This window comes from Paenibacillus sp. ClWae2A (assembly GCF_032452295.1).
Classification (GTDB): domain Bacteria; phylum Bacillota; class Bacilli; order Paenibacillales; family Paenibacillaceae; genus Paenibacillus.
In genome coordinates this window covers 165463-185396 of sequence record NZ_JAULSQ010000002.1, presented here as the reverse complement: position 1 = coordinate 185396, position 19934 = coordinate 165463, and the positions used below count along the sequence as shown (strand labels likewise).

Sequence of the window (19934 nt, the reverse complement as noted above, 5' to 3'; positions counted from 1 at the left end):
AATATTCAAGCTACGTCTCCTTCGGAGCCTTGGTCTGGGGGGGATTTTCAACGAAGCGTTTCAGGCAGACAACCCCTTTGGGGTTCGTGAATACAGGAACGTTAAGTGAAATTCCAGTGAGAGCTAAAGGCTTGTAAAATGGTATAATATAACCATCAAAACAGAGGAGGGACAATGATGAAATGGCAAGAAGTTCAACAGATTTTCCCGAACCAATTCGTAAAATTCGAAGTTCTTCATTCTGAAGAAACAGACAATCACAAGATCATTGATGATGTGGCCGTGATTGGCCCGATCAGTGATGAAGAAGCGACTCGCGAATTATTGAACAGTAGAGACAAAACCTTGGTTTACCATACATCCAAAGATCAAATCGTTGTGAAGGTTCGGAAAAATATAGGATTAAGGAGAAATCTTTAAATGAATATTGAATATAGAGATGGGCTGTTATTCACGGAAATAACAGTCCATTTTAATAAGCAGAAGAAAGTGATATCGATCATCGCGATTGATACAGGAGCCAGTCATAGCTTGATTTCACAAGATGAAGTGGATGAGATTGGGATACTAGTGAGTATGGACGATGAAATTATAACAAGCTACGGAATTGGAGGTAAAGAGCTTGCTTTCAGTAAGCGAATCGACGGTATACAGGTAGGAGATTTTATTTTAAAGGATGTATACATAGACTTTACTTCATTTAAATATCACAACATTAACGGACTTTTGGGACTAGATGTACTGACGGAAGGAGAATTTGATATTGATCTAAAGGAATTTAAATTACTTCGTTCATAAGAGATAAAAGACATAAGAGATTGAGTGGGGATTCGAGGAAGACAGGAACATCACTTAACAAAATATTCAAGCAGCGTCTCCGTTGAAGCCTTGGTCTGCGAGGTGGATTTCAAGGGGAGGCATTTCACCAGCCAACCCCTTCGGGGCTCATGAATACAAGAACGTTATAAGAAATAGCCGCAAAGAATAAAACCTTTCATCAAAGCTCAGATGTACTTTAAGTTAAACCAACTTAATACATTTTTGAACTTCAACGAGCTATCTGTATGGTAAAGTGAAGATTATCAGTAATTTTTAAGGGCAACTTGCTTGAATGTGGAGGGGATAATTGGTGTTAGAATTAGCGATGAATGAGCTCGAGACGGCTCGCTTTTTATGCAGCGGTATAAGTAATACAGTTCTTTTTGCAAATATAGAAGGAAAGATAGGAAGGACATGGATTGATAGTAAGAAGAAGCCCACTTACTCCGTGATTATTGCAGGAGATTTCGCATTCTTACTTGGAAGTGTCGAAGCATTGAAAGAAGTAGATGTTCCATTGCGGTTTGTTCTTGAAGAATGCAGGAGGAAAATCATAATTACAAATGAGTTTTCTTGGATATCCCTTTTATCTCAACATTACTCAGATTCATTTCAAAAGTTTAGCCGGTATTCCTTTAAGAAAGAACCGACTTTCCAAGTAGAACAGTTAGAAGAGAACATAAAAATGATAGATACTGCTTTCAAAATCGTACCCATAGATGAACATATTTACCCAATGGTACTGCAAGATTCCTTTATGGCAGATTTTTGTTGTTTCTTCTCTTCCTTAGAAGAATTTATGCAGCATGGAATTGGATTTGTTATCCTCAAGGATAATCAGATTATTACTGGTGCTTCTTCTTATACTTATCATGAAGGGTGTATTGAAGTTACAATTGGGACACATCCCTTGTACAGGCGCCAAGGTTTGGCACTAGCTTGCGCATCAAGATTGATTCTTGAGTGCATGAGCCGAAATATCCACCCAAACTGGGATGCAGCCAATTTAGAGTCAGTTGCTCTTGCAGAAAAATTAGGTTACAAAATGGAAAAAGAATACGAAGTGTACTCTATATAAACAGTCACACTATGGGGACGGCGTTAAGATAACAGGACACAGTAGTTGAGTGTTGTAAAGAAAATACTTGTAGGTAATTCAAAGAAGGCGGATACATCTTATAACAACATATCTACGCTGCGTCGCTATCGCTCCTTGGTTTGCCCGAGGATTTTCGAAGAAGTGGATTCAGGCAGACACCCCTGCAAGGCTAAGTGGCGGAGCCACCCAGTCGCTTTGCTCCTTTAAGCCTTTCGGGTTCGTAGATACAGGAACGTTAGAGGAAATCGTCGTAAAACATAGTCTAAGGAGAAAATATGAACCGAATATTGGTTATTGGATCAGGTGGATCAGGCAAATCAACCTTATCCCAAAAGCTCAGTAACATACTTGACCTCCCAGTCATACATTTGGATACTTATTTTTGGAATCCTAAGTGGGTACCTAAACCAAATGAAGAGTGGGATAAGATCGTTGAACAATTTACTAATGGAGATCATTGGATAATTGATGGTAACTATTCAAGGACGATGGATATCAGGATTAAGAAAGCGGATTTAATCATTTTTTTGGACATGCCAAGACTTCTATGTAGTTATCGAATTATTAAACGGCGAATTATGTATCATAACAAAACTAGACCTGATATGAATGCAGGATGCAAAGAAAAATTAGATTGGGAATTTATTAAATGGGTTTGGAATTATAGGACAAGAAGTCGAATGAACACAATAAAGGAACTAGAGCAGGTAAAAGAACATCAACAAGTGATTATTATAAAAACAAGAAAACAGGTAAATGAATTAATAGAAAGACTAGCAAAGAATAGACATATTTGAAAGTAATTCAGGAAGTCGACGACATCTTCTAACATAACATTCCTACGTCGTCGCTGATGCTCCTAAGTCGCCAAGATGGATATCGAAGAAGTGGAATCAGGCGACACATCCAATCAGTTAAGTCTGGCGACCCGGCACTACGTGCCTTAAGCCGCTTGAACGTCAGGAATGCAGAAACGTTATACGAAACACTTCGAAAGCAGGAAGAACATGAGAACAAATAAGGCGATGAGAAATTTATTGAATGAGCTTGCTCAATCAAACAAATCGATCAGTTCGAATTTATTTAACCCTACTTTTCATGAATGGGAGAATTGCATTTTAGTTGATGCTTCAAGTTTAAGAGAGATAGATTCTATTGAAGAATCCATGTATCAGGATCGAACGGAACTAGAAGCCTCAATAAATCATTACCATCTAGAGCATTTAAGCACTGGAATAAAACTCATATCGAATTGGAAAGAGAATTTAGAGTGGAACTATCCTGAAAAAGACTTTATTTTAATTTTAAGTTCTACAATCGAAGGAGAAGATGTGGTAATTAGATTCTATCAATTTAGAGATCATGAACCTGAATGGATTAAACTAAACGATCTTGAAGGTTATAAAGAAGAAGCTATTTTAGTCATTGAGATTTTGAATGCAGTTCAATGAAGCGAAGTGCTTCGTATAACATGATATTCATGCTGTGACTCCGAGGGAGCCTTGGTCTGCTAGATGGATTTCGAGGAGGCGTTTCGGCAGACAACCCCTCTGGGGTTCGTGAATACAGGAACGTTATCCGAAAGACTTACAATACTACATTTGAGGATAGAGGTGTAAGTATGTTCTTTTTACAGATGTCAGGATTCCTAGGATCAGGAAAATCAACATTAGCAAGACAGATTAGCCAAGCAACTGGAGCTGTCATTGTCGATCATGACATTTCCAAAACAGCAATTTTAAAATCGTTATCATCACAAGGAAACACGATGGAAGGTAAAGCAATAGGACAACTATCCTATGATGTAGATTGGTCGTTGGTGGATTTTCATTTATCGAATGGACACAGTGTCATTATGGATAGTCCTTGTTTGTACAAAAATTTATTAGAAACCGGACTTGAATTAGCGAGAAAACACAAAAAGAGATATAAGTATGTGGAATGTTATATAGAAGACATTGAAATAATACGAAATCGATTAAAAAATCGAGAAAGACTTCTGAGTCAAATCGAAGCACCATCATCAGAAGAAGGATTTTATAGGACTATAAAAAACAGTAAAAAACCAGAAGAAGAGAAGTATATAGTAGTAGATTCATCGAAACCAATCGCAGATTACTTTCCAAAAGCTCTTGAATATATAAATGAATGAAAATAAAAGTATAGATAATGAAAGTAAATTCAAGGTGGCAAGTCCATCGGATAACAAAACATTAACGCATTGGGACATCCGTCCCTTGGTCAGCAGAGGTATTGGCAGAGAAGTAGATCCTGCTGACAACCCTGCGAGCCTAAGTCTGACGACCCGTTGCGCTTCGCTCCACTTAAGGCTCTCGGGTTCGTGAATGCAGGAACGTTATCTGACATAAACCTATTACATTTAGGAGCAAATAATGAAGATCACTTTCTCGAAATGGGTTCAATATTATCGGAGAAATAATCAAAATCTCAAATATATTCATTGGGATGACAACTATAAATTAACAACTAATGAAAGAAAAATAATCATTAAGTCAATTCAACAGTTTCAATTAGGAGAAAACTCTGAAGGTAAACATCTAATTAAACGTGCGCAAGAATATGTACATCAGACACAAGATCAGGATTACTATGAAGCACTTATAGAATTCATTAAAGAAGAACAGAGACACGCTAGAGATCTAGGCAGATTTATGAAGGTACAGGGAATCCCACTCCTTCGTAGACATTGGGTGGACAATGTATTTAGAAGATTACGTCTATATGCGAGTCTAGAACAATCAGTCATTGTTCTATTAACTGCTGAGATCATTGCTAAGTTGTACTATAAAGCCTTGCAAAAATCTACAAAGTCAGAAGTATTAATAGATATATGTAATCAAATTTTAAGTGATGAGGAGAAACATGTTCAGTTTCAATCTGAAACACTTCATAAATTTGCTCAAAATAGAAGCGTTTTCTTTAACAGAATAGTTTATATCCTTCGTAGAATCCTTTTTGAAGGAACGCTAATTATAGTGTGGTATCAACATAAGAGTGTATTTAAAGCTGGGGGATATAAACTCAAAAGTTATTACTATGAATGCCGTCATGAGTTTAACTTAACAAAGAAGATTATAGCTAATTCACAGTAGAGGTTTACGTCAGATAACATTATATCCAAGCTTTGGGTCCTGACGCTCCCTCGGTCAGCCCGAAGGGAATTGGCAGGGAAGTGGAATCTGGCGGACACATCCGCACCGACTAACCGCATCGCGGCCGTCTTTTGACGGAGTCTTAATTCGGTGGGACGTCGTGAATACAGAACTTTATAGGTGATCAGCGTAAAAACAGTATAACAATTCATTATTTTATTTTTGAATAGGAGTGAAATCATGCTGGAAGCGGTTATTTTCGATATGGATGGTACACTATTTCAAACAAACAAAATCTTAGAGTTGTCGTTAGAAGAAACGTTTTCTGTCTTGAGGTCTCGTAATGAATGGTCGAGTGAGACTCCAACTCAAAAATATCGTGAAATAATGGGTGTTCCTCTACCAGTAGTTTGGGAAACGTTATTGCCGAACCATTCAAATGAAATCAGACGAATTGTGGATGAGATCTTCCTTGAGAAGTTAATTGCAAATATTAATAATGGCAATGGCGCCCTATATCCGCATGTCAAAGAAATTTTTAATTACTTGAAAGATGAAGGCTATTTCATTTTTATTGCAAGTAATGGATTAAACGAATACCTCAATGCCATCGTTAACTGCTACAAATTAGATAAGTGGGTGGCAGAAACTTATAGCATCCAACAAATAGGAACTCAAAATAAGGATGACTTAGTCGGTCATATTCTTAAAAAACATCACATCAGCAATGCAACTGTAGTTGGGGACAGGATTTCTGATTTCAATGCCGCAAAAAACAATGGGTTGAAGGCTATTGGTTGTCGATTTGATTTTGCCCAAGAAGGGGAGCTGGCACAAGCGGATTTTATTATTGACGACTTACTTGAATTAAAAAATATATTTTAACATCAGGGAAAATAGAATGCTTTTGTAATTATATCGAAGAAGACGCTGAAATCCTATACATCATATTTAAGCTGCGGTTACCCTTTGTTCAAAATGATGTTTTTGGCAGGGGAGTTGATTCATGTTACGACTTGCTGCGCAAGTTCGTGAATACAGAACGTTATACGCAACCCCTTAAGAATGTTAAACCATGCAACCAATTAATAACAATAATAAATATTGGTGAAAGAATAAATTTACAACGTAGCAGTTGAAAACCAGGATGAGCGGAATATTAGAAGGTGTACCATATAACAATAAATTTCCACATCGTTAGTTATGCTCCTTGTCATCAGGAGGAATACCAGAGAAGCGGATTCATAATAAAGTGCAAACTAAAGAATATTTCTATTATGAGAGAGAGAGGATCAAATGAATTATCATTTTGGTTTTTCATGGAAGGGTCTGATCATCCTTTTATTGCCAATGATACCAAATATATTTTATTTTTTAATTCCTGCGTCAGATATATCAGGAAACAATGCAAATAGCCATTTGATCTTAGATGTTTTGGAGCACGGAAGTCAGGCGATATTTTTCTTTCTTCTGATATTTGTTGTAAGAAAACAAGTATCTGAAATGCGATGGCCGTATATAATTGGTATGGCAATAATGTTGATTTTTTATTATGGGCTATGGATATTGTATTTTACAGGCAACGCAAACTCGATTATTTTTTTGGGGATGGCCGTTCTCCCGGTAATATATTTTATATTAGCTGAGATTTGGCTTCAAAATTATCTGGCTATTATACCAACAGTACTTTTTGGTATTGTGCATGTCATTAATACATATTTGTCTATTGCGAATTAAAGGGAGGACAACAATCCTCTTAAATTTTGATTGTGCGTTCAGCATGTATTCTATATCAAGGATTAAGTCCCGAATGTTGAGGTTAGAAGTCAGCCATAGCTTAAGGCAGGGGTGTCCAACGTGAGCAGGAATCTGAATGAAGCCATCGGCAAATCTCCGGTCCGAGGAACACGAGCCTCTTATAAGGCTAGCGTTCATTGGATGAAGTTACTACACAAACCAAAGTTGATACTGCTGAAGGCGTACGAGAGTAAATGAGGGGATCTTTCCTATGCGGAAACGGATTTGATAGGAGCAAAAGATAGAACCAAGAGATAAAACACGTAAAGACATATTAAATACATAAAACACACAAGACATATAAGGATGTGGAATCGAAGAAGAAGGGGCAGCGTATAACAATGCATTTTTGCTTCGTCGCTGATGCTCCTCGGTCTTCAAGAGGGATTTCGGAGAAGTGGAATCAGGCGACACATCCAACCGGCTAAGTGGCAAAGCCACCCGGGCCTCCGGTCCTTAAGCCGTTTGGACGTCAGAAATGCGCAATGTTATAAGAAATCGACGGAAGACCTGGAAAACCATATTACATATGAAAGAGGGAATTGGACATGCATATAGAATTTGATGAATATCTTATCACGGATGACAAAAAATTATTGGATATCGAAACCATCAGTAGCTTCTTGTCAAGAAGCTACTGGGCGAATAGAAGATCAAAAGAGAAAATTAGAAAATCATTTGAAAACTCAGAATGTATTGGTGTTTATAAGGGTGAAAAACAGATAGGGATAGCTAGATTGGTTACAGATTACACGACCGTTTACTGGTTATGCGATGTTTTCATTGATGAGGAATACAGAGGTAAGGGGATCGGCAAGAAATTAATTGAAAGCATTACAACAGCAGAAGAATATAGGAATCTATTTGGTATTCTTGGAACAAGGGATGCACATGGGTTGTATGAAGGTTATGAATTTGCAAAGGACAACGGCAAATTTATGGGGCGAACGCCTGACTTTCTAAGAAATTAATAAAGATATTAAAACCAAGGTTTAGATAACTCAAAGAGGCCCTGGACATCTTATAACATTACATTTTCGAAGCGGGACATTCGTCCCTTGGTTCGCCGGATGCAGCTGGGAAATGAATGAAATCAGGCGAACCCTGCAAGGCTAAATGGCGAAGCGACCCGGCGCATTCGCGCATTAGCTGTTTAGGGTTAGTAAATGCGAGAACGTTATATGCAATCCCGGAGATTTAGGTTCCAATTGAGGATGAATGTATTAGGAGGGAAGGATGATGAATAATGGTATGGCATCATGGCAAGAACTGAAAATAGATTATGAAATTAATCAAATATCTCCCAATATATCAACTAGACTAGAAGATATTGAATGTATCCCTACGGGGCTTGGAATAAAAATACTCACGATCCTTATTGAATGGGCTTGCCAGCCACAAAATACCCACCCAATTGAAATAGCGAGGAAAAAGGTTAAAACAATTCCTTCCGATTGGCTAATAGAACATCTTCCTAATGTAGCTAAAACAGCAATTTGTCTTGACGATGAATGGGAGTATCGTAGATTGTTAGAGCTACTTTCAGAGGCAATTCCAAAATTGCTAGATTGGGGAATTGAATTGGGGATTAATTCTAAAAATGAAGAAATTAAAGAAGCAGCAAATGACTATAAAGAAAAATAACAGTTTTGTAGAGTGCAATGAAATGAGAATGTAGATGTGGATTGAGGAAGTCGGTACAGCATATACATCATATCCACGCATCGGACCTGACGGTCCTCTGTTCACCCGAAGGAGTTCAGAGAAGTGGGGTTCAGGCGAACAACACTGCGGACCTAACCGCATCGCGGTCGGCAGCTGAAGCTACCTTAAGGTTCTCGGGCTCGTGAATACAGAACGTTATAAGAAATTGGCACAAGATATTAAGAACAGGGGTGATTACTATTAAGTTCATACTGATATTTGGCCCACAGGCTGTCGGGAAGATGACGGTTGGTCATGAATTAACGAAAATAACGGAATTGAAATTGTTTCACAATCACATGTCGATCGAGCTGTTTCATCCCTTTTTTGGTTTTGGTACTGAAACTTGGAGGTTATCAAGTATCGTAAGAAGAGAGCTTTTTGAATCTTTCGCAAGCAGCAACCAGTATGGACTTATTTTCACTTACGTTTGGGGGTTTGATCTTCAGGAGGACTGGGAATTCGTCAAGCAAACATGTAACATGTTTGAATCGAAAGGAGCAGAAATTTATTTTGTTGAATTAGAGTCAAATATAGAAGAAAGATTAAAACGAAATACAACGGCGTTTAGACTTGATCAAAAACCAACAAAAAGAAATATTGAACATTCTGAAATGGACTTAATCAAAACGATGGAAAAACATAGACTCAATTCAAAAGAGGGAGAAATTACTAGAGAGAACTATCTGAGAATCAATAATACAAATTTAAGTGCAGATGAAGTTGCAAGATTAATTAAAGATGGATTTAATTTATAGTACGTGTGAGTAAGTCAAGAAGGCGCCAACATCTATATGACAATATATTCAAGCATCGGCTACGCCTTGGTCACAATGATGGGGATTGGTAGAGTAGTGATTCATATGACAACTTGCTACGCAAGTTCTTGAACACAAAACGTTAGGTGAAAGCTCGATGATCGTTTCCTTAAGAAACGTTATTATTCCCGAAAGTGGTGATTTGGTGAATGAATTAACAATCGAGATAAATGATTATTTAGAGAATAAATACCAGAGAGAAGAATTTAGCGGTGCTGTTCTGGTTTCCAAGAACAACAGAATATTATTTAATGCTGGAGTTGGGATAGCAAATAGAGAACATCAAATTAAGTGTACAACCGAAACTAGATTTCGTATTGGTTCGATAACCAAACAATTTACTTCAATGGCCATTATGATTCTTTTTGAGAGAGGTTTACTTAGCGAGAGTGATAGACTAGCCAAGTTCTTTCCTCATTGTCCCTACAGCGAAAGTATAACTATCCATCATCTTTTAACTCATACATCAGGAATCCCTAATATTACTCAACTCCAAGATTTCAAAAAAATAATGAAGGAATATACTCCGTTACTTATAAGTACAGAGTTAATAATGAAACTCCCGTTAGATTTTCAGCCTGGCACTCAATTTAAATATTCGAATTCTGGTTATTTACTGTTGGCTTACTTAATTGAAATGGTAACAGGGCAGTCCTATGAAGAGTTTTTGAAAGAGAATATATTCCGCCCTTTATCTATGAATTGTTCAGGATCGGATAAATATAAGGAGATTATATTACAAAGAGCGTCCGGGTATGAGTTCGATCATAAAAATGATATTGTTAATTCTGATTTTATTGATATGTCCATTGCATCAGGTGGGGGAGATCTCTTATCGACCACAGAAGATTTGTACAAATGGGAAATTGCACTATCTTTAAACCAATTAGTTTCAAATAAAGGAATGCAGCGTCTGTTTACTGATTATGGATTTGGTTATGGGTACGGTTGGTTTGTTAAAGAAGAACTATTTAATAATAAAGCTAGTAAGAGTGTTTACCACGGAGGTGGAATTGTAGGCTTTAAAAATAGAATAACCAGGTATCTGGATGAACAAGTATGTATTATTGTTTTGAATAATCTCTCGACCACAGATGTAGACGATGTTACTAAAAACATCGCTAATTTAATATTTCAGTAAATTTAAGAACGTGTGGGTATCTCAAATAATATTTTCACGCATCCGTCATACGCCCTTGGTCCGGCAGGGGGATTTCAGGAAAGTAGGATCAGCCGGACAACCCTGCACTGACTAAGTCTGACGACCCGGGCTGACGCCCTTGAGCCAGTAAGGGTTCGTGAATACAAAGACGTTATACGACAGAATCAAATGCAAAGAGAGCCGTTTGGCTCTCAATTAGAAGTTATATTTAATTCATTATGTAATTGAAGAGCATCCTTAAAACCTTGCAAGTAGATTTCACGTTCTAGAATTGTTTGAACTGAGAGGTCTGCATCATCGTAAAGAAATAGAGTTTTATGCATATTCTGAGGTAGAAGTTCATGTAACTGTTTGAAGTAAAGATTTCGATCAGATGAGAATTGATTATAAATGGTGTTATTCTTGAGAAAATCACTATATAAGGCTTCAATTCGATTACGAATCAACGAATCAAGTAAGACTTCTAAAGAATTGTGCATAAATGATCACCGTCCGTTATATTTTATTTTACGAATAAAAATTCAACTTATTGAATATTATTTTATCATAACGAAGATTATAGTCAAGACATATCAAAGATATTTTTGATTAGGGAAATATATTTTTATATAATTAAAGAAAAATTCAATTTAGATAGGAATGAGTACCAGATGATAAGTTATAAACCATTTCAAAAATTATTGATTGACAGGGAGATTAAGAAGCAGGATTTATTGAAAATGACGGGGATTTCATCGGCAACGATGGCAAAACTCAATACGAATGAGTATGTATCTTTAGAAGTCATTGATAAATTATGTACGGCATTGGAATGCCAACCTGGAGATCTTTTGGAACATCTAACAGACCAATGAAAGAATAGAATATAAGAGGATGTTGGTTAACTCGAAGATGTGATTCCGTCTTATAACATAATATTCACGCTGCGGCTCCTTTGGAGCCTTGGTCTGCTGGGTGAATTTTGTGGAAGCGTTTCAGCAGACACATCCGACTTCGTCGGACGTCTTGAATACAGGAATGTTATACGACAATTTGGGAAAGTTGGTGAAGAACCATTTATCAGATATTTCAAAAGGAGTTTCAAAATGCGATATTTGAAGATGACGTTTATCTTCGTCCAGTCATCACAAAAGAGACGGGTGAAGACTTAATTGTTGAGTTCCATGTTTTTTTATATTTTACCGATTTGATCATTCAAAAATGGGAAGTTGAATTTAAACAAGTTAGAGATTATAAAATTACTTTAGATTTTATTGAAGATATAGAACTCGAGACTAATCATCCATTATTACTCGAATATCTTGAACCAACGAATGAATTATATTTCAAAGGGGTATCAAATGAAGTTTTTAAAGTCATTGGAGAACTATTAATTGAACATCAAAAAGTGACAGACAAATGGATTGAATTTCAACATTTTATGAATGGATCACTTGAATGGCTCCTAAACCAACAACAGGGACTGCTGGCCAAAGGACCAGAGACAATTATTAAAACATACAAGGAAGTGCTAGAAAGTAATCATCTTAATCCAAACATAATACAACTCGAATCAGATCATGAAGAATTAAAAGTAGCAATATTAGGAAAGTCATTTGTCATATGTAAGGAATTAGGATTCAAGAAAATTTTGTAGTGTAATCGTGGTAGCCCAAATCATCGTATAACAACATATTCACGCAATGTGGTATTCGCCCCTTGGTCTGACTGGAGATTTAGCAGAAAGCAGATGCAGTCAGACAACCCTGCAAGCAAGCCTAAGTCTTCGACCCAATCCCTATAGTCGTTTAAGGTTCTCGGGTTCGTGAATACAAGAACGTTAGACGAAATAGACTGTGAAAGGATATATATATGATAACAATCTCATGTACTAAGAAGCTATTTGATTCTAGCTCTTTTATCGAAGAACAGAACAATGAATTAGAGGATGAACTCTACAAATGGCATGCCAATGTATTTCGAATGGCTAAAAAGAATAACTTAATTATTATGAATAATAAGACAAGGTATTGCTTTATTTTGTTTGGAATAAGGAAGGAGCATTATAAGAACTTTAAAGAGATATTTCTCAATGTACTTATAGAGAATTTAAAAGCGGAAGGAATCTCTGAATCCTTAATTAACAACTACATTAGTAATGCGAACAGTATTAAGTTCATCAAAACGTATGATAGAAGCGTCCTTGGATCAATGACAGATATGGTTAAAATGACTGAATTCATGATTGAAGATTATTTACCAATACAAGAAATGAATATCATCGAATTAAATAAAATAAACAATAACACTCCTTTAGTAAAGCTAAAGAAATTCCCAAACCAATTTATGAGGGAGGCTCTTAGCATTTGAGCCTACAGTCTACTCCGTCTAACATAATATTCACGCTGAGGGCATACGCCCTTGGTCCAGCATTCGCCGGACACTCGACATACGAAGAGTCGTGAATACTGGAACGTTATACGCAATACCCTAAAATCAAGAAGAAACTAAAGAACAATACAAAGAAGAAACATATAAGTTAATTGAAGGTGATAATTATGAAAGAATGGGACTACAGTAAGCCTTGGTTCCATGGCTCGCCATTATTTCTAAATGAATTACTAGTCGGAAGCACAATAACTCAAGATCGAGAGTTAGCAAGAATCTTTTCGCAGAAACCATCTATTGTTTCTTTTGATGAGAATGGCGCAAGATTTCATAATGGTAAGTTATGTGGATACATTTACATAATTGATGAGGAAATTATAAGTGAGGATGTATATCCACATCCAGCAACTACCATGAAACCTGGTGAAGAATGGCTCATAAAAAGAGGATTAAAAGTACGAAAGATAGCTGAAACAAAAACAAGAGCGGAAGAACAACTTTCAGAGGAAGAGGAGGTAGAATTATTGGATAAGCTAAAAAACAGATAGCGAATAGCTTGTTCGTAGAAGAGGGTGCTGTGTATAACAACATATTCACGCATCGTTCCATCCGGCTCTCGGTCCAGAAGGGGCATTTTGGGGAAGTGGGGACAGCCTGATAATCCTGCACTAGCTAAGGCCCTCTGACTCGGGGCATTTGCCCCTTAAGCCAGTGAGGTTCGTGAATACAGGAACGTTATGCAAACTTAACAAAGAACTATTAAAAACAAAATTCTATCATTGGAGTGAAATCTTTGATTGAAACAACTATCCAAATTCGAAGAGCAGAAGCAAAAGATGCAAAATATCTCGCTAAACTTAACGTTGAATTTAACGGAGTGGGAATTTCTGAAGAAGAAATTATTGCAAGCTTATCTGATTCAAATGAGATTGTTGTAATAGCCTTAATCAATGATCTACCAGTTGGATTCTCATGTGCTCAGTATTTTAAATCAATCTGTTATTCAGAACCGTATGCAGAAGTAACCGAATTGTATATTATGGGTGACGCTAGAAGGAAGGGAATTGCTACAAAGGTATTAGACTTTGTTGAGAAAGAACTTATATTAAAAGGCGTTAGATCGGTGAAAGTGCTGACAGGTAAAAAGAATGAAACAGCGATGAAAACATATGAAAAATCAAATTATATAAAGAAAGAAGAGCAAATACTACAAAAGAAAATATAAATAAAATAGAGCAATAAAGATGTATAAAACCTAAAGGTTATAAAGAATGTGAAAGTAAGTCAAGGTCGTTACCATCGGATAACATAATATTTAAGCTACGGCTCCTTCGGATCCTGGGTCTGCGGGAAAGAATTCAGAGAGGCAATCCTGCAGACGTCCCCGTTGGGGTTCATGAATATAGGAACGTTAGGTGAAATCTTGCGGAACATATAGATTGAGGAGAATTACAAGATGGAAAGAACAAATGTAAAAGTCGAATTCAGCATATTTGGAGATCAATTTGACCCCAATATTATTACAAACACATTATTAATTACTCCTACAAGAGCATGGCTTAAAGGCGATCCTATACGAAGAGACCTAGTTCATAAGGAAACGTGTTGGGAAATAGCCACAGACTATGAAGAATCTTTTGATATCAATGATCAAATCGATAAGGTTAAAGCTTTGATTCAGGATCAAAAAGATCAAGTCGTAAAGTTAATTGAACAGAACAATCTTGAATGTAAGTTCGAGGTCGTGATTAATATTGAGAACAATGTAAAGCCTGCCATGTATCTAAACAAGGACACTATAAAGTTCATTTATGATTTAGGGGCAGAGATTGATTTTGACTTATACATTTTTAGCTGAGACCTGATGAGAGAAGACTCAAAGAATAGCAGAACATCACCTAACATAATATTCTCGCTACGGGCATACTCCTGACACTCAGCTTACGCTGAGTCGTGAATACAGGAACGTTAGAAAATCAGTTCAAAACGAAAAATAAAAGCAAATTGTTATCAGTTAATTTAACTAACAGGCAGTATGGTTGATCATTCTTACGAATGAAATCACTAATTTTTCAGTCAGCAAACCGTAATAAATAACGATTGTTAAGAAGAATCTAGAAAAATGTTGAATAGATGAAAGGAGAAATTTTGATGCAATTTAAATTGTATATGGATGTGCATGAGTTTTACAGAGATACCTACGAAGTGCTGATGCGTCATGAGGCACAAAATATGATTCCTCTGGGCAATATCATAATTGGACATCAAGGAAAAGACAAAACAGATTGGCGTGACCCTGTAAATTGGCTCATGGTAACTATTTCGGATGCTACGGGCATACAACTTACTGCAATAATGACACCGCCACACAATATTACACTTTATGCAACGGACAACATCCTTAACCCGGAGGCTGTACGCTGTTTGATAGACGGGCTGAATGACCGTGAAATTCCGGGTGTGACGACTGAAAAAAAATTGGCGGAGTATTTTGCCGAAAAATATGTTTTGCGCAAGGGTATAACTATTCATACAACCATGCGCCAATGTATATATGAACTTACAGCAGTAAACCCGGACATTCCAAGGATCGGTACCGTTCGGCTGCTGGATAAAAAGGATCTTCACTTCTTTCCCTACTGGGCTGAAGCTTTTTTTTCAGCATCAAGTTATGGTAAAACAGAAATGTTCATACCGCAAGAGGCAGAGCCCTATCTCTACCGGATCGCCTCGAAAAAACTCTATATTTTAGAGGATGACAAAGGAATGCCTGTTTCCATGGCCGGATTTACGAGGGAGATGCAAACGGCTATCGGCGTGGCGTTTGTCTATACGCCTCCCTATGAGCGCGGAAAGGGCTACGCGACTTCGATCGTGGCACACATTAGCCAACTTGCATTGGATAAAGGATTTACTAAGTGCGTTTTATATACAGACTTAGAAAATCCCACATCAAATAGTATTTATCGAAAGATAGGCTATATGCCAATTTGTGATTCACTTCAACTAGAATTTGAATATTAGAACGATGTGGATAGGATTTCTAACAAGGTGAAGTGAGAGCATCATATTAAGTAAAGATACAGCGGCGATATCAATTTAGTTAGCTTTGTATGATGCCGACCCATTTCCTCCAGGTTACTTTGTAACAAATCAGAAAAGGCTCCATTAAAGCACTGAAGCGAAAGGAATATATATAAACATGAACAATTCCCTCCTGAAACTTCGAAAGAAATTTATCTTGATAATCGTGATTATAGATATAATTTGGTTATTTTCATTTATCATCAATTATGATATTACTATATTCAAAAAAAGTAACTTTGTAATTCCTATCGTACTACACATCATTTTATTTCTTTGGTTAGGCTATAAAAGTAAAGGAAAAAAGCTAATTCTGTTTGTTGTTTTGGTTGTTTTTTCTTCTCTTCTTTTGATTAAGTATTCACTTGCTCCAGTATTTGATCCATACCGATACGAACATCTGCATATCCCTGGCCCTGGACATTATAGTGAAGTTATAGTTGAACATAGAGCTAATCTGCTGGATCAAGGCATTACACAGTATCGTGTCTACCAAACGAAGTTTTGGGGGTTATTCTTAACGGACTTAACGACTAAGGAAGTTGTGATAGAAGAACCACACGACTTATATCTTTCCCAAGAAGATATTTTTGATTACTCTGCTCCAGAATGGACGAGCGGGACAGTTAGCTTTGATACCTATAAAGGAAAACTTACTCTAAAGCTCAAATGACTGAATATAAAACCAAAATATTTATGAATTGGATTTACTTCAAGAAAGTGCTATGAAAAGGCATTAGGATGGGGATCTAAGGGCGATTTTAAATGAGAACTCAAATAAGCGCCCGACATCACCTAACATAATATTTACACTGCAGACAGTCGTCCTTCGTCCGGCATTTGCCGGACACTCAGCATACGCCGAGTCCTGAATACAGGGACGCAGAAGCCAAGGGATTCCTTAATTAAATTATAAAGATTAGATATACTATTATTAAAGGACGGGGATTTCAATGAGTAGCTTGTTACTAACCTCTTGTGGTTTTTATACTGAAGATATTAAAAATCAATTTTTGGAATTTATTGATGGAGATATTTCTCAATTAAAAGTCTCAATTATTACAACAGCATCCCCTAGAAAAGAAACTAATAGATATGCACAAAGAGCAATGCAAGAGTTTAAGGATATGGGATTTCAGCATATCAATTTTGTAGATATAGAATTTGATGACCCGCAAATTCTCTTACATAGAGATGTTATATATATTAATGGTGGAAAGCCATTTACACTATTGTATTGCGCTAAGAAAAGTGGTGCTGATGAAATTATCAGAACACTGGCCGCACAGAATGTAATTATATTTGGAGTAAGTGCAGGAACGTTATTACTGGGGCCGAATATTAACATTGTCGATTTCTTTACTCCGCAGATGAACACAATAAATTTAACGGATTTTAAGGCATTAGGTGTAACCGACAAGCTTATTTTTCCTCACTGTGATAGAGAGGACATATTTAAAGATCGTACTAATAAAACAATTGAAGAGAGAATAGTAGAATTTGAACCCAATGAGAACTGTAAGGTGACAAGGCTTAAAGATGAAGAATATATCTCAATCTTAATAAATTAAGCACATTGAAAGTGATAAATTCATTGAAAGTTGCTCGGAAAAGCTCCTGAAATTTACTAACACTTTATTCAAGCTGCTGGGCTACGCCCCTTGGTCTGTCAGTGGGGTTTCGAGGAAGTAGTATCCAGTAGACAATTCCTGTGAGGCTAAGTCTTCGACCCAGTCGCTCCATTAAGTCTCTCGGGTTCGTGAATACAACAACGGTAGATAAAATAACGAAGAAGTTTATATTGGGAGTTGATTCATTGAAGTATTCAACTGTAGTTCTTGACTTGGACGGAACATTATTAAATTCAAAAAAAGAAGTATCTAAGAGAAACGTAGATGCGGTCTTATCTTGTTATCAGAGAGGAATGAGAATAATATTTGCAACAGCTCGACCGCCGAGGGCGGTTAATTGGTTGCTTCCACAAGGATTAGTAGATATCGGGGCTTTTGTATATTATAACGGAGCTCAAGTGATATGTAAGGAAACAAAGATAGAAATTAATGAATCGATCCCTGCTAATGTAACTACAGAAATTCTTGATTACTGTTTGAAGTATGACCCTCAAATTGAGCTGACTATGGAAGTGAAGGATGAGAGGTTTAGTTTAAGAGAGCTAGATTATATTAGATCAATGAACACACAATCAAATCCCGTAGTAAAACCTTTAAAAGAATTAAAGCAATATGATGCTACGAAGATACTCCTTTCTGGCAATAATTACAGTTCTGGATTGATTGAAAAATTCCAGGGTAGAGTGAATATACTAATTACGGATAATAATAAACTAGTACAAATCATGCCTCTTCTGGCATCTAAGGAAATGGCAATTACTAAACTCTGTGAATTATATAATGTAGAATTGGATTCCGTCATTGTGTTTGGTGACGATCATAATGATGTAGGCCTCTTTAAGATGGCGGGATATTCTATTGCTATGGGAAATGCGATTAGGGAATTGAAAGAAATCGCTGATGAAATAACCGTTAATAATGATGAAAACGGTGTTGCTGTAAGTCTAGAAAGATTTTGTGGGTAACTCAAGGTTACTTTAACAGTGCATTCATAGATCGTCGCACTTAATCCTCGGTCCCCAAGAGGGATATCGGAGAAAGTTGATTAAGGCGACGCGTTCAATCAGCAAAGTCTACTGACCCGTTCCCTACGGTAAGCTGCTTGAAAGTCAGGAATACAACAACGTTAGATGAAATTACCAGAGCAAAGTGATGTGAACCCATGAAAAGGATTCGAATACACAAATGGATAATTGAATATGATTTTAATAAAACCAAAGAGTTATATAAATCTTATCATTTAATTACTGAGGGGTGCGATTGTTTAAATTGTAAGAACTTTGTTGAGGCAATTCCATTCCTACCGAAGGATGTTGTAACCTTTTTTGATAGTTTAGGAATAGATCCAAGAAAAGAAGGAGAAGTATCTGAATACTGTGAGAATGAAGATGGAACCCATTTATATGGTGGGTTCTTTCATATAGTTGGTAGATTGATTAGTGGACCTGATGTATGGAACGAAAATGATGAATCAGGAACAATAACTTCATTAGACAAAGATTTATATAAAATCGATAACTTCAGATTTGGATTTACGAATGAGATAAATTTAGTGCGTGATGGATTTCCAGAGCCAATATTACAAATTGAATTCGAAGGGATCGTTCCGTGGGTAATTTCGGAGTAATCTGGTAACATCTTCTAACATTATATCCGCGCATCGGAGCCTGGCGGCTCCTCGGTTCGTCCGAAGGATATAAGCAGAGGAGCTTAATCAGGCGGACACATCCGCACAGCCTAGCATTGCGGCCGCTTAAGTCGGTGGGACGACGTGGATACAGGAAGGTTAAATGAAAATACTGAAAAGCATAAGATTAGAAAGGATGCGAGTCATTATAGTAGACTTCAATGATAATAAATTTAATGCTTTTTTCCAACAACTCGAAAATATTAAACAGACTTATAGTGAATTATCTTCTTCGTGCTTACATAAGAACTCAAAAATGCCGTGGACTGAATTTAAAAAAGAATATGAAAGCATTGGGGAAGTAATTAACGAGGAAAAGTTCAATCATATCCAAGCAGAATTAATAGAAGAAGTAATGTATTCAATATTAGAAATGCTGGATGGTTATAGTAATTTAGGTTTTGATCTTGATGTGATAGACAAACAAACAGGGGAATCTATAAAAAATGGAATACAACTACATGATAGATATAGGGATTTTATAGATAAGAGTAAGTAGTGGAAGCGATCAGGAAGACAGTATATCTTCATAATATTCGCGTAACGGGCATGTGCTCTTTTTACGGCAAAAGCCGAACATCCTAGCATTCGCTAGGATCGAAGATACAGGAACGTTAGCAGAAATCAGGGGAATGCTTAATTAAATTATAAAA

At 36.7% G+C, this 19934-nt stretch carries 26 protein-coding genes; 25 read left to right on the top strand and 1 reads right to left on the bottom strand.

Annotated features, from left to right (window positions below; genetic code table 11):
* Positions 1-177: 177 nt before the first annotated feature.
* The 13 genes from QVE09_RS06850 to QVE09_RS06790 all read left to right on the top strand — a co-directional run bounded on the left by QVE09_RS06850 (position 178) and on the right by QVE09_RS06790 (position 10491).
* The gene (locus tag QVE09_RS06850) at positions 178-420 is read left to right on the top strand and encodes a hypothetical protein (RefSeq protein WP_315936258.1); all 243 of its coding nucleotides are present in this window, start codon (positions 178-180) and stop codon (positions 418-420) included.
* Entirely contained in the window at positions 421-798 is a 378-nt protein-coding gene (locus QVE09_RS06845) for a retropepsin-like aspartic protease (protein WP_315936257.1), read from the top strand.
* Positions 799-1129: 331 nt separating this feature from the next.
* A complete protein-coding gene (locus QVE09_RS06840; protein ID WP_315936256.1) occupies positions 1130-1897 on the top strand; it encodes a GNAT family N-acetyltransferase in 768 nt (255 codons plus the stop codon).
* Positions 1898-2193: 296 nt separating this feature from the next.
* Positions 2194-2715 (top strand): DNA topology modulation protein, encoded by a 522-nt coding sequence (locus QVE09_RS06835; protein WP_315936255.1) that lies wholly within the window; start codon positions 2194-2196, stop codon positions 2713-2715.
* A gap of 210 nt (positions 2716-2925) precedes the next feature.
* Positions 2926-3369, top strand: a complete 444-nt coding sequence (locus QVE09_RS06830) for a hypothetical protein (RefSeq protein WP_315936254.1) — start codon at positions 2926-2928, stop codon at positions 3367-3369.
* A 170-nt stretch (positions 3370-3539) separates the two neighbouring features.
* A complete protein-coding gene (locus QVE09_RS06825) occupies positions 3540-4070 on the top strand; it encodes a P-loop nucleotide/nucleoside kinase family protein (RefSeq protein ID WP_315936253.1) in 531 nt (176 codons plus the stop codon).
* Between the two features lie 241 nt (positions 4071-4311).
* Complete coding sequence (locus QVE09_RS06820; RefSeq protein WP_315936252.1) at positions 4312-5031, top strand: ferritin-like domain-containing protein; 720 nt, start codon at positions 4312-4314, stop codon at positions 5029-5031.
* A gap of 240 nt (positions 5032-5271) precedes the next feature.
* Positions 5272-5916 (top strand): HAD hydrolase-like protein, encoded by a 645-nt coding sequence (locus QVE09_RS06815; RefSeq protein WP_315936251.1) that lies wholly within the window; start codon positions 5272-5274, stop codon positions 5914-5916.
* A 411-nt stretch (positions 5917-6327) separates the two neighbouring features.
* Positions 6328-6768 (top strand): hypothetical protein, encoded by a 441-nt coding sequence (locus QVE09_RS06810; protein ID WP_315936250.1) that lies wholly within the window; start codon positions 6328-6330, stop codon positions 6766-6768.
* A 608-nt stretch (positions 6769-7376) separates the two neighbouring features.
* Positions 7377-7799 carry a GNAT family N-acetyltransferase gene (locus QVE09_RS06805; RefSeq protein WP_315936249.1) on the top strand — a complete coding sequence of 141 codons (423 nt, stop codon included), beginning with the start codon at positions 7377-7379 and terminating at the stop codon, positions 7797-7799.
* 268 nt (positions 7800-8067) lie between these two features.
* Complete coding sequence (locus tag QVE09_RS06800; protein WP_315936248.1) at positions 8068-8472, top strand: hypothetical protein; 405 nt, start codon at positions 8068-8070, stop codon at positions 8470-8472.
* Between the two features lie 260 nt (positions 8473-8732).
* Entirely contained in the window at positions 8733-9290 is a 558-nt protein-coding gene (locus QVE09_RS06795) for a DEAD/DEAH box helicase family protein (RefSeq protein WP_315936874.1), read from the top strand.
* A 157-nt stretch (positions 9291-9447) separates the two neighbouring features.
* Positions 9448-10491 (top strand): serine hydrolase domain-containing protein, encoded by a 1044-nt coding sequence (locus tag QVE09_RS06790; RefSeq protein WP_315936247.1) that lies wholly within the window; start codon positions 9448-9450, stop codon positions 10489-10491.
* 212 nt (positions 10492-10703) lie between these two features.
* Here QVE09_RS06790 and QVE09_RS06785 read toward each other — a convergent pair whose 3' ends face one another.
* On the bottom strand, positions 10704-10991 hold the full coding sequence (locus tag QVE09_RS06785) for a hypothetical protein (RefSeq protein ID WP_315936246.1): 288 nt from the start codon (positions 10989-10991) through the stop codon (positions 10704-10706).
* A 171-nt stretch (positions 10992-11162) separates the two neighbouring features.
* Between QVE09_RS06785 and QVE09_RS06780 the strand changes: the two genes are divergently transcribed.
* From QVE09_RS06780 to QVE09_RS06725, 12 genes are all read left to right on the top strand, one after another.
* Entirely contained in the window at positions 11163-11366 is a 204-nt protein-coding gene (locus tag QVE09_RS06780) for a helix-turn-helix domain-containing protein (protein ID WP_024629424.1), read from the top strand.
* Between the two features lie 332 nt (positions 11367-11698).
* Positions 11699-12148 carry a hypothetical protein gene (locus QVE09_RS06775; protein WP_315936245.1) on the top strand — a complete coding sequence of 150 codons (450 nt, stop codon included), beginning with the start codon at positions 11699-11701 and terminating at the stop codon, positions 12146-12148.
* Between the two features lie 215 nt (positions 12149-12363).
* Positions 12364-12861 (top strand): DUF6933 domain-containing protein, encoded by a 498-nt coding sequence (locus QVE09_RS06770; protein ID WP_315936244.1) that lies wholly within the window; start codon positions 12364-12366, stop codon positions 12859-12861.
* Positions 12862-13049: 188 nt separating this feature from the next.
* Entirely contained in the window at positions 13050-13427 is a 378-nt protein-coding gene (locus QVE09_RS06765; RefSeq protein WP_315936243.1) for a hypothetical protein, read from the top strand.
* Positions 13428-13672: 245 nt separating this feature from the next.
* Positions 13673-14104, top strand: coding sequence for a GNAT family N-acetyltransferase (locus tag QVE09_RS06760; RefSeq protein ID WP_315936242.1), 432 nt, complete (start codon positions 13673-13675; stop codon positions 14102-14104).
* Between the two features lie 231 nt (positions 14105-14335).
* Positions 14336-14737 carry a DUF4279 domain-containing protein gene (locus tag QVE09_RS06755; protein WP_315936241.1) on the top strand — a complete coding sequence of 134 codons (402 nt, stop codon included), beginning with the start codon at positions 14336-14338 and terminating at the stop codon, positions 14735-14737.
* Between the two features lie 293 nt (positions 14738-15030).
* Positions 15031-15903, top strand: coding sequence for a GNAT family N-acetyltransferase (locus QVE09_RS06750; RefSeq protein ID WP_315936240.1), 873 nt, complete (start codon positions 15031-15033; stop codon positions 15901-15903).
* A 178-nt stretch (positions 15904-16081) separates the two neighbouring features.
* Positions 16082-16636 (top strand): hypothetical protein, encoded by a 555-nt coding sequence (locus QVE09_RS06745; protein ID WP_315936239.1) that lies wholly within the window; start codon positions 16082-16084, stop codon positions 16634-16636.
* 280 nt (positions 16637-16916) lie between these two features.
* Positions 16917-17534 (top strand): Type 1 glutamine amidotransferase-like domain-containing protein, encoded by a 618-nt coding sequence (locus QVE09_RS06740; RefSeq protein ID WP_315936238.1) that lies wholly within the window; start codon positions 16917-16919, stop codon positions 17532-17534.
* A gap of 245 nt (positions 17535-17779) precedes the next feature.
* Complete coding sequence (locus QVE09_RS06735; RefSeq protein WP_315936237.1) at positions 17780-18559, top strand: Cof-type HAD-IIB family hydrolase; 780 nt, start codon at positions 17780-17782, stop codon at positions 18557-18559.
* A 197-nt stretch (positions 18560-18756) separates the two neighbouring features.
* The gene (locus tag QVE09_RS06730; protein ID WP_127545951.1) at positions 18757-19221 is read left to right on the top strand and encodes a hypothetical protein; all 465 of its coding nucleotides are present in this window, start codon (positions 18757-18759) and stop codon (positions 19219-19221) included.
* A 163-nt stretch (positions 19222-19384) separates the two neighbouring features.
* A complete protein-coding gene (locus tag QVE09_RS06725) occupies positions 19385-19780 on the top strand; it encodes a hypothetical protein (protein ID WP_307413560.1) in 396 nt (131 codons plus the stop codon).
* Positions 19781-19934 lie beyond the last annotated feature (154 nt).

What these genes read in the sequence shown, in the direction of transcription:
- QVE09_RS06745 (WP_315936239.1), top strand. Translation starts at nt 16,082, where the DNA reads ATGAACAATTCCCTCCTGAAACTTCGAAAGAAATTTATCTTGATAATC.
- QVE09_RS06845 (WP_315936257.1), top strand. Translation starts at nt 421, where the DNA reads ATGAATATTGAATATAGAGATGGGCTGTTATTCACGGAAATAACAGTC.
- QVE09_RS06805 (WP_315936249.1), top strand. Translation starts at nt 7,377, where the DNA reads ATGCATATAGAATTTGATGAATATCTTATCACGGATGACAAAAAATTA.
- QVE09_RS06820 (WP_315936252.1), top strand. Translation starts at nt 4,312, where the DNA reads ATGAAGATCACTTTCTCGAAATGGGTTCAATATTATCGGAGAAATAAT.
- QVE09_RS06785 (WP_315936246.1), bottom strand. Translation starts at nt 10,991, where the DNA reads ATGCACAATTCTTTAGAAGTCTTACTTGATTCGTTGATTCGTAATCGA.
- QVE09_RS06740 (WP_315936238.1), top strand. Translation starts at nt 16,917, where the DNA reads ATGAGTAGCTTGTTACTAACCTCTTGTGGTTTTTATACTGAAGATATT.
- QVE09_RS06810 (WP_315936250.1), top strand. Translation starts at nt 6,328, where the DNA reads ATGAATTATCATTTTGGTTTTTCATGGAAGGGTCTGATCATCCTTTTA.
- QVE09_RS06725 (WP_307413560.1), top strand. Translation starts at nt 19,385, where the DNA reads ATGAAAATACTGAAAAGCATAAGATTAGAAAGGATGCGAGTCATTATA.
- QVE09_RS06790 (WP_315936247.1), top strand. Translation starts at nt 9,448, where the DNA reads ATGATCGTTTCCTTAAGAAACGTTATTATTCCCGAAAGTGGTGATTTG.
- QVE09_RS06815 (WP_315936251.1), top strand. Translation starts at nt 5,272, where the DNA reads ATGCTGGAAGCGGTTATTTTCGATATGGATGGTACACTATTTCAAACA.
- QVE09_RS06780 (WP_024629424.1), top strand. Translation starts at nt 11,163, where the DNA reads ATGATAAGTTATAAACCATTTCAAAAATTATTGATTGACAGGGAGATT.
- QVE09_RS06770 (WP_315936244.1), top strand. Translation starts at nt 12,364, where the DNA reads ATGATAACAATCTCATGTACTAAGAAGCTATTTGATTCTAGCTCTTTT.
- QVE09_RS06825 (WP_315936253.1), top strand. Translation starts at nt 3,540, where the DNA reads ATGTTCTTTTTACAGATGTCAGGATTCCTAGGATCAGGAAAATCAACA.
- QVE09_RS06830 (WP_315936254.1), top strand. Translation starts at nt 2,926, where the DNA reads ATGAGAACAAATAAGGCGATGAGAAATTTATTGAATGAGCTTGCTCAA.
- QVE09_RS06750 (WP_315936240.1), top strand. Translation starts at nt 15,031, where the DNA reads ATGCAATTTAAATTGTATATGGATGTGCATGAGTTTTACAGAGATACC.
- QVE09_RS06835 (WP_315936255.1), top strand. Translation starts at nt 2,194, where the DNA reads ATGAACCGAATATTGGTTATTGGATCAGGTGGATCAGGCAAATCAACC.
- QVE09_RS06800 (WP_315936248.1), top strand. Translation starts at nt 8,068, where the DNA reads ATGAATAATGGTATGGCATCATGGCAAGAACTGAAAATAGATTATGAA.
- QVE09_RS06730 (WP_127545951.1), top strand. Translation starts at nt 18,757, where the DNA reads ATGAAAAGGATTCGAATACACAAATGGATAATTGAATATGATTTTAAT.
- QVE09_RS06765 (WP_315936243.1), top strand. Translation starts at nt 13,050, where the DNA reads ATGAAAGAATGGGACTACAGTAAGCCTTGGTTCCATGGCTCGCCATTA.
- QVE09_RS06850 (WP_315936258.1), top strand. Translation starts at nt 178, where the DNA reads ATGAAATGGCAAGAAGTTCAACAGATTTTCCCGAACCAATTCGTAAAA.
- QVE09_RS06755 (WP_315936241.1), top strand. Translation starts at nt 14,336, where the DNA reads ATGGAAAGAACAAATGTAAAAGTCGAATTCAGCATATTTGGAGATCAA.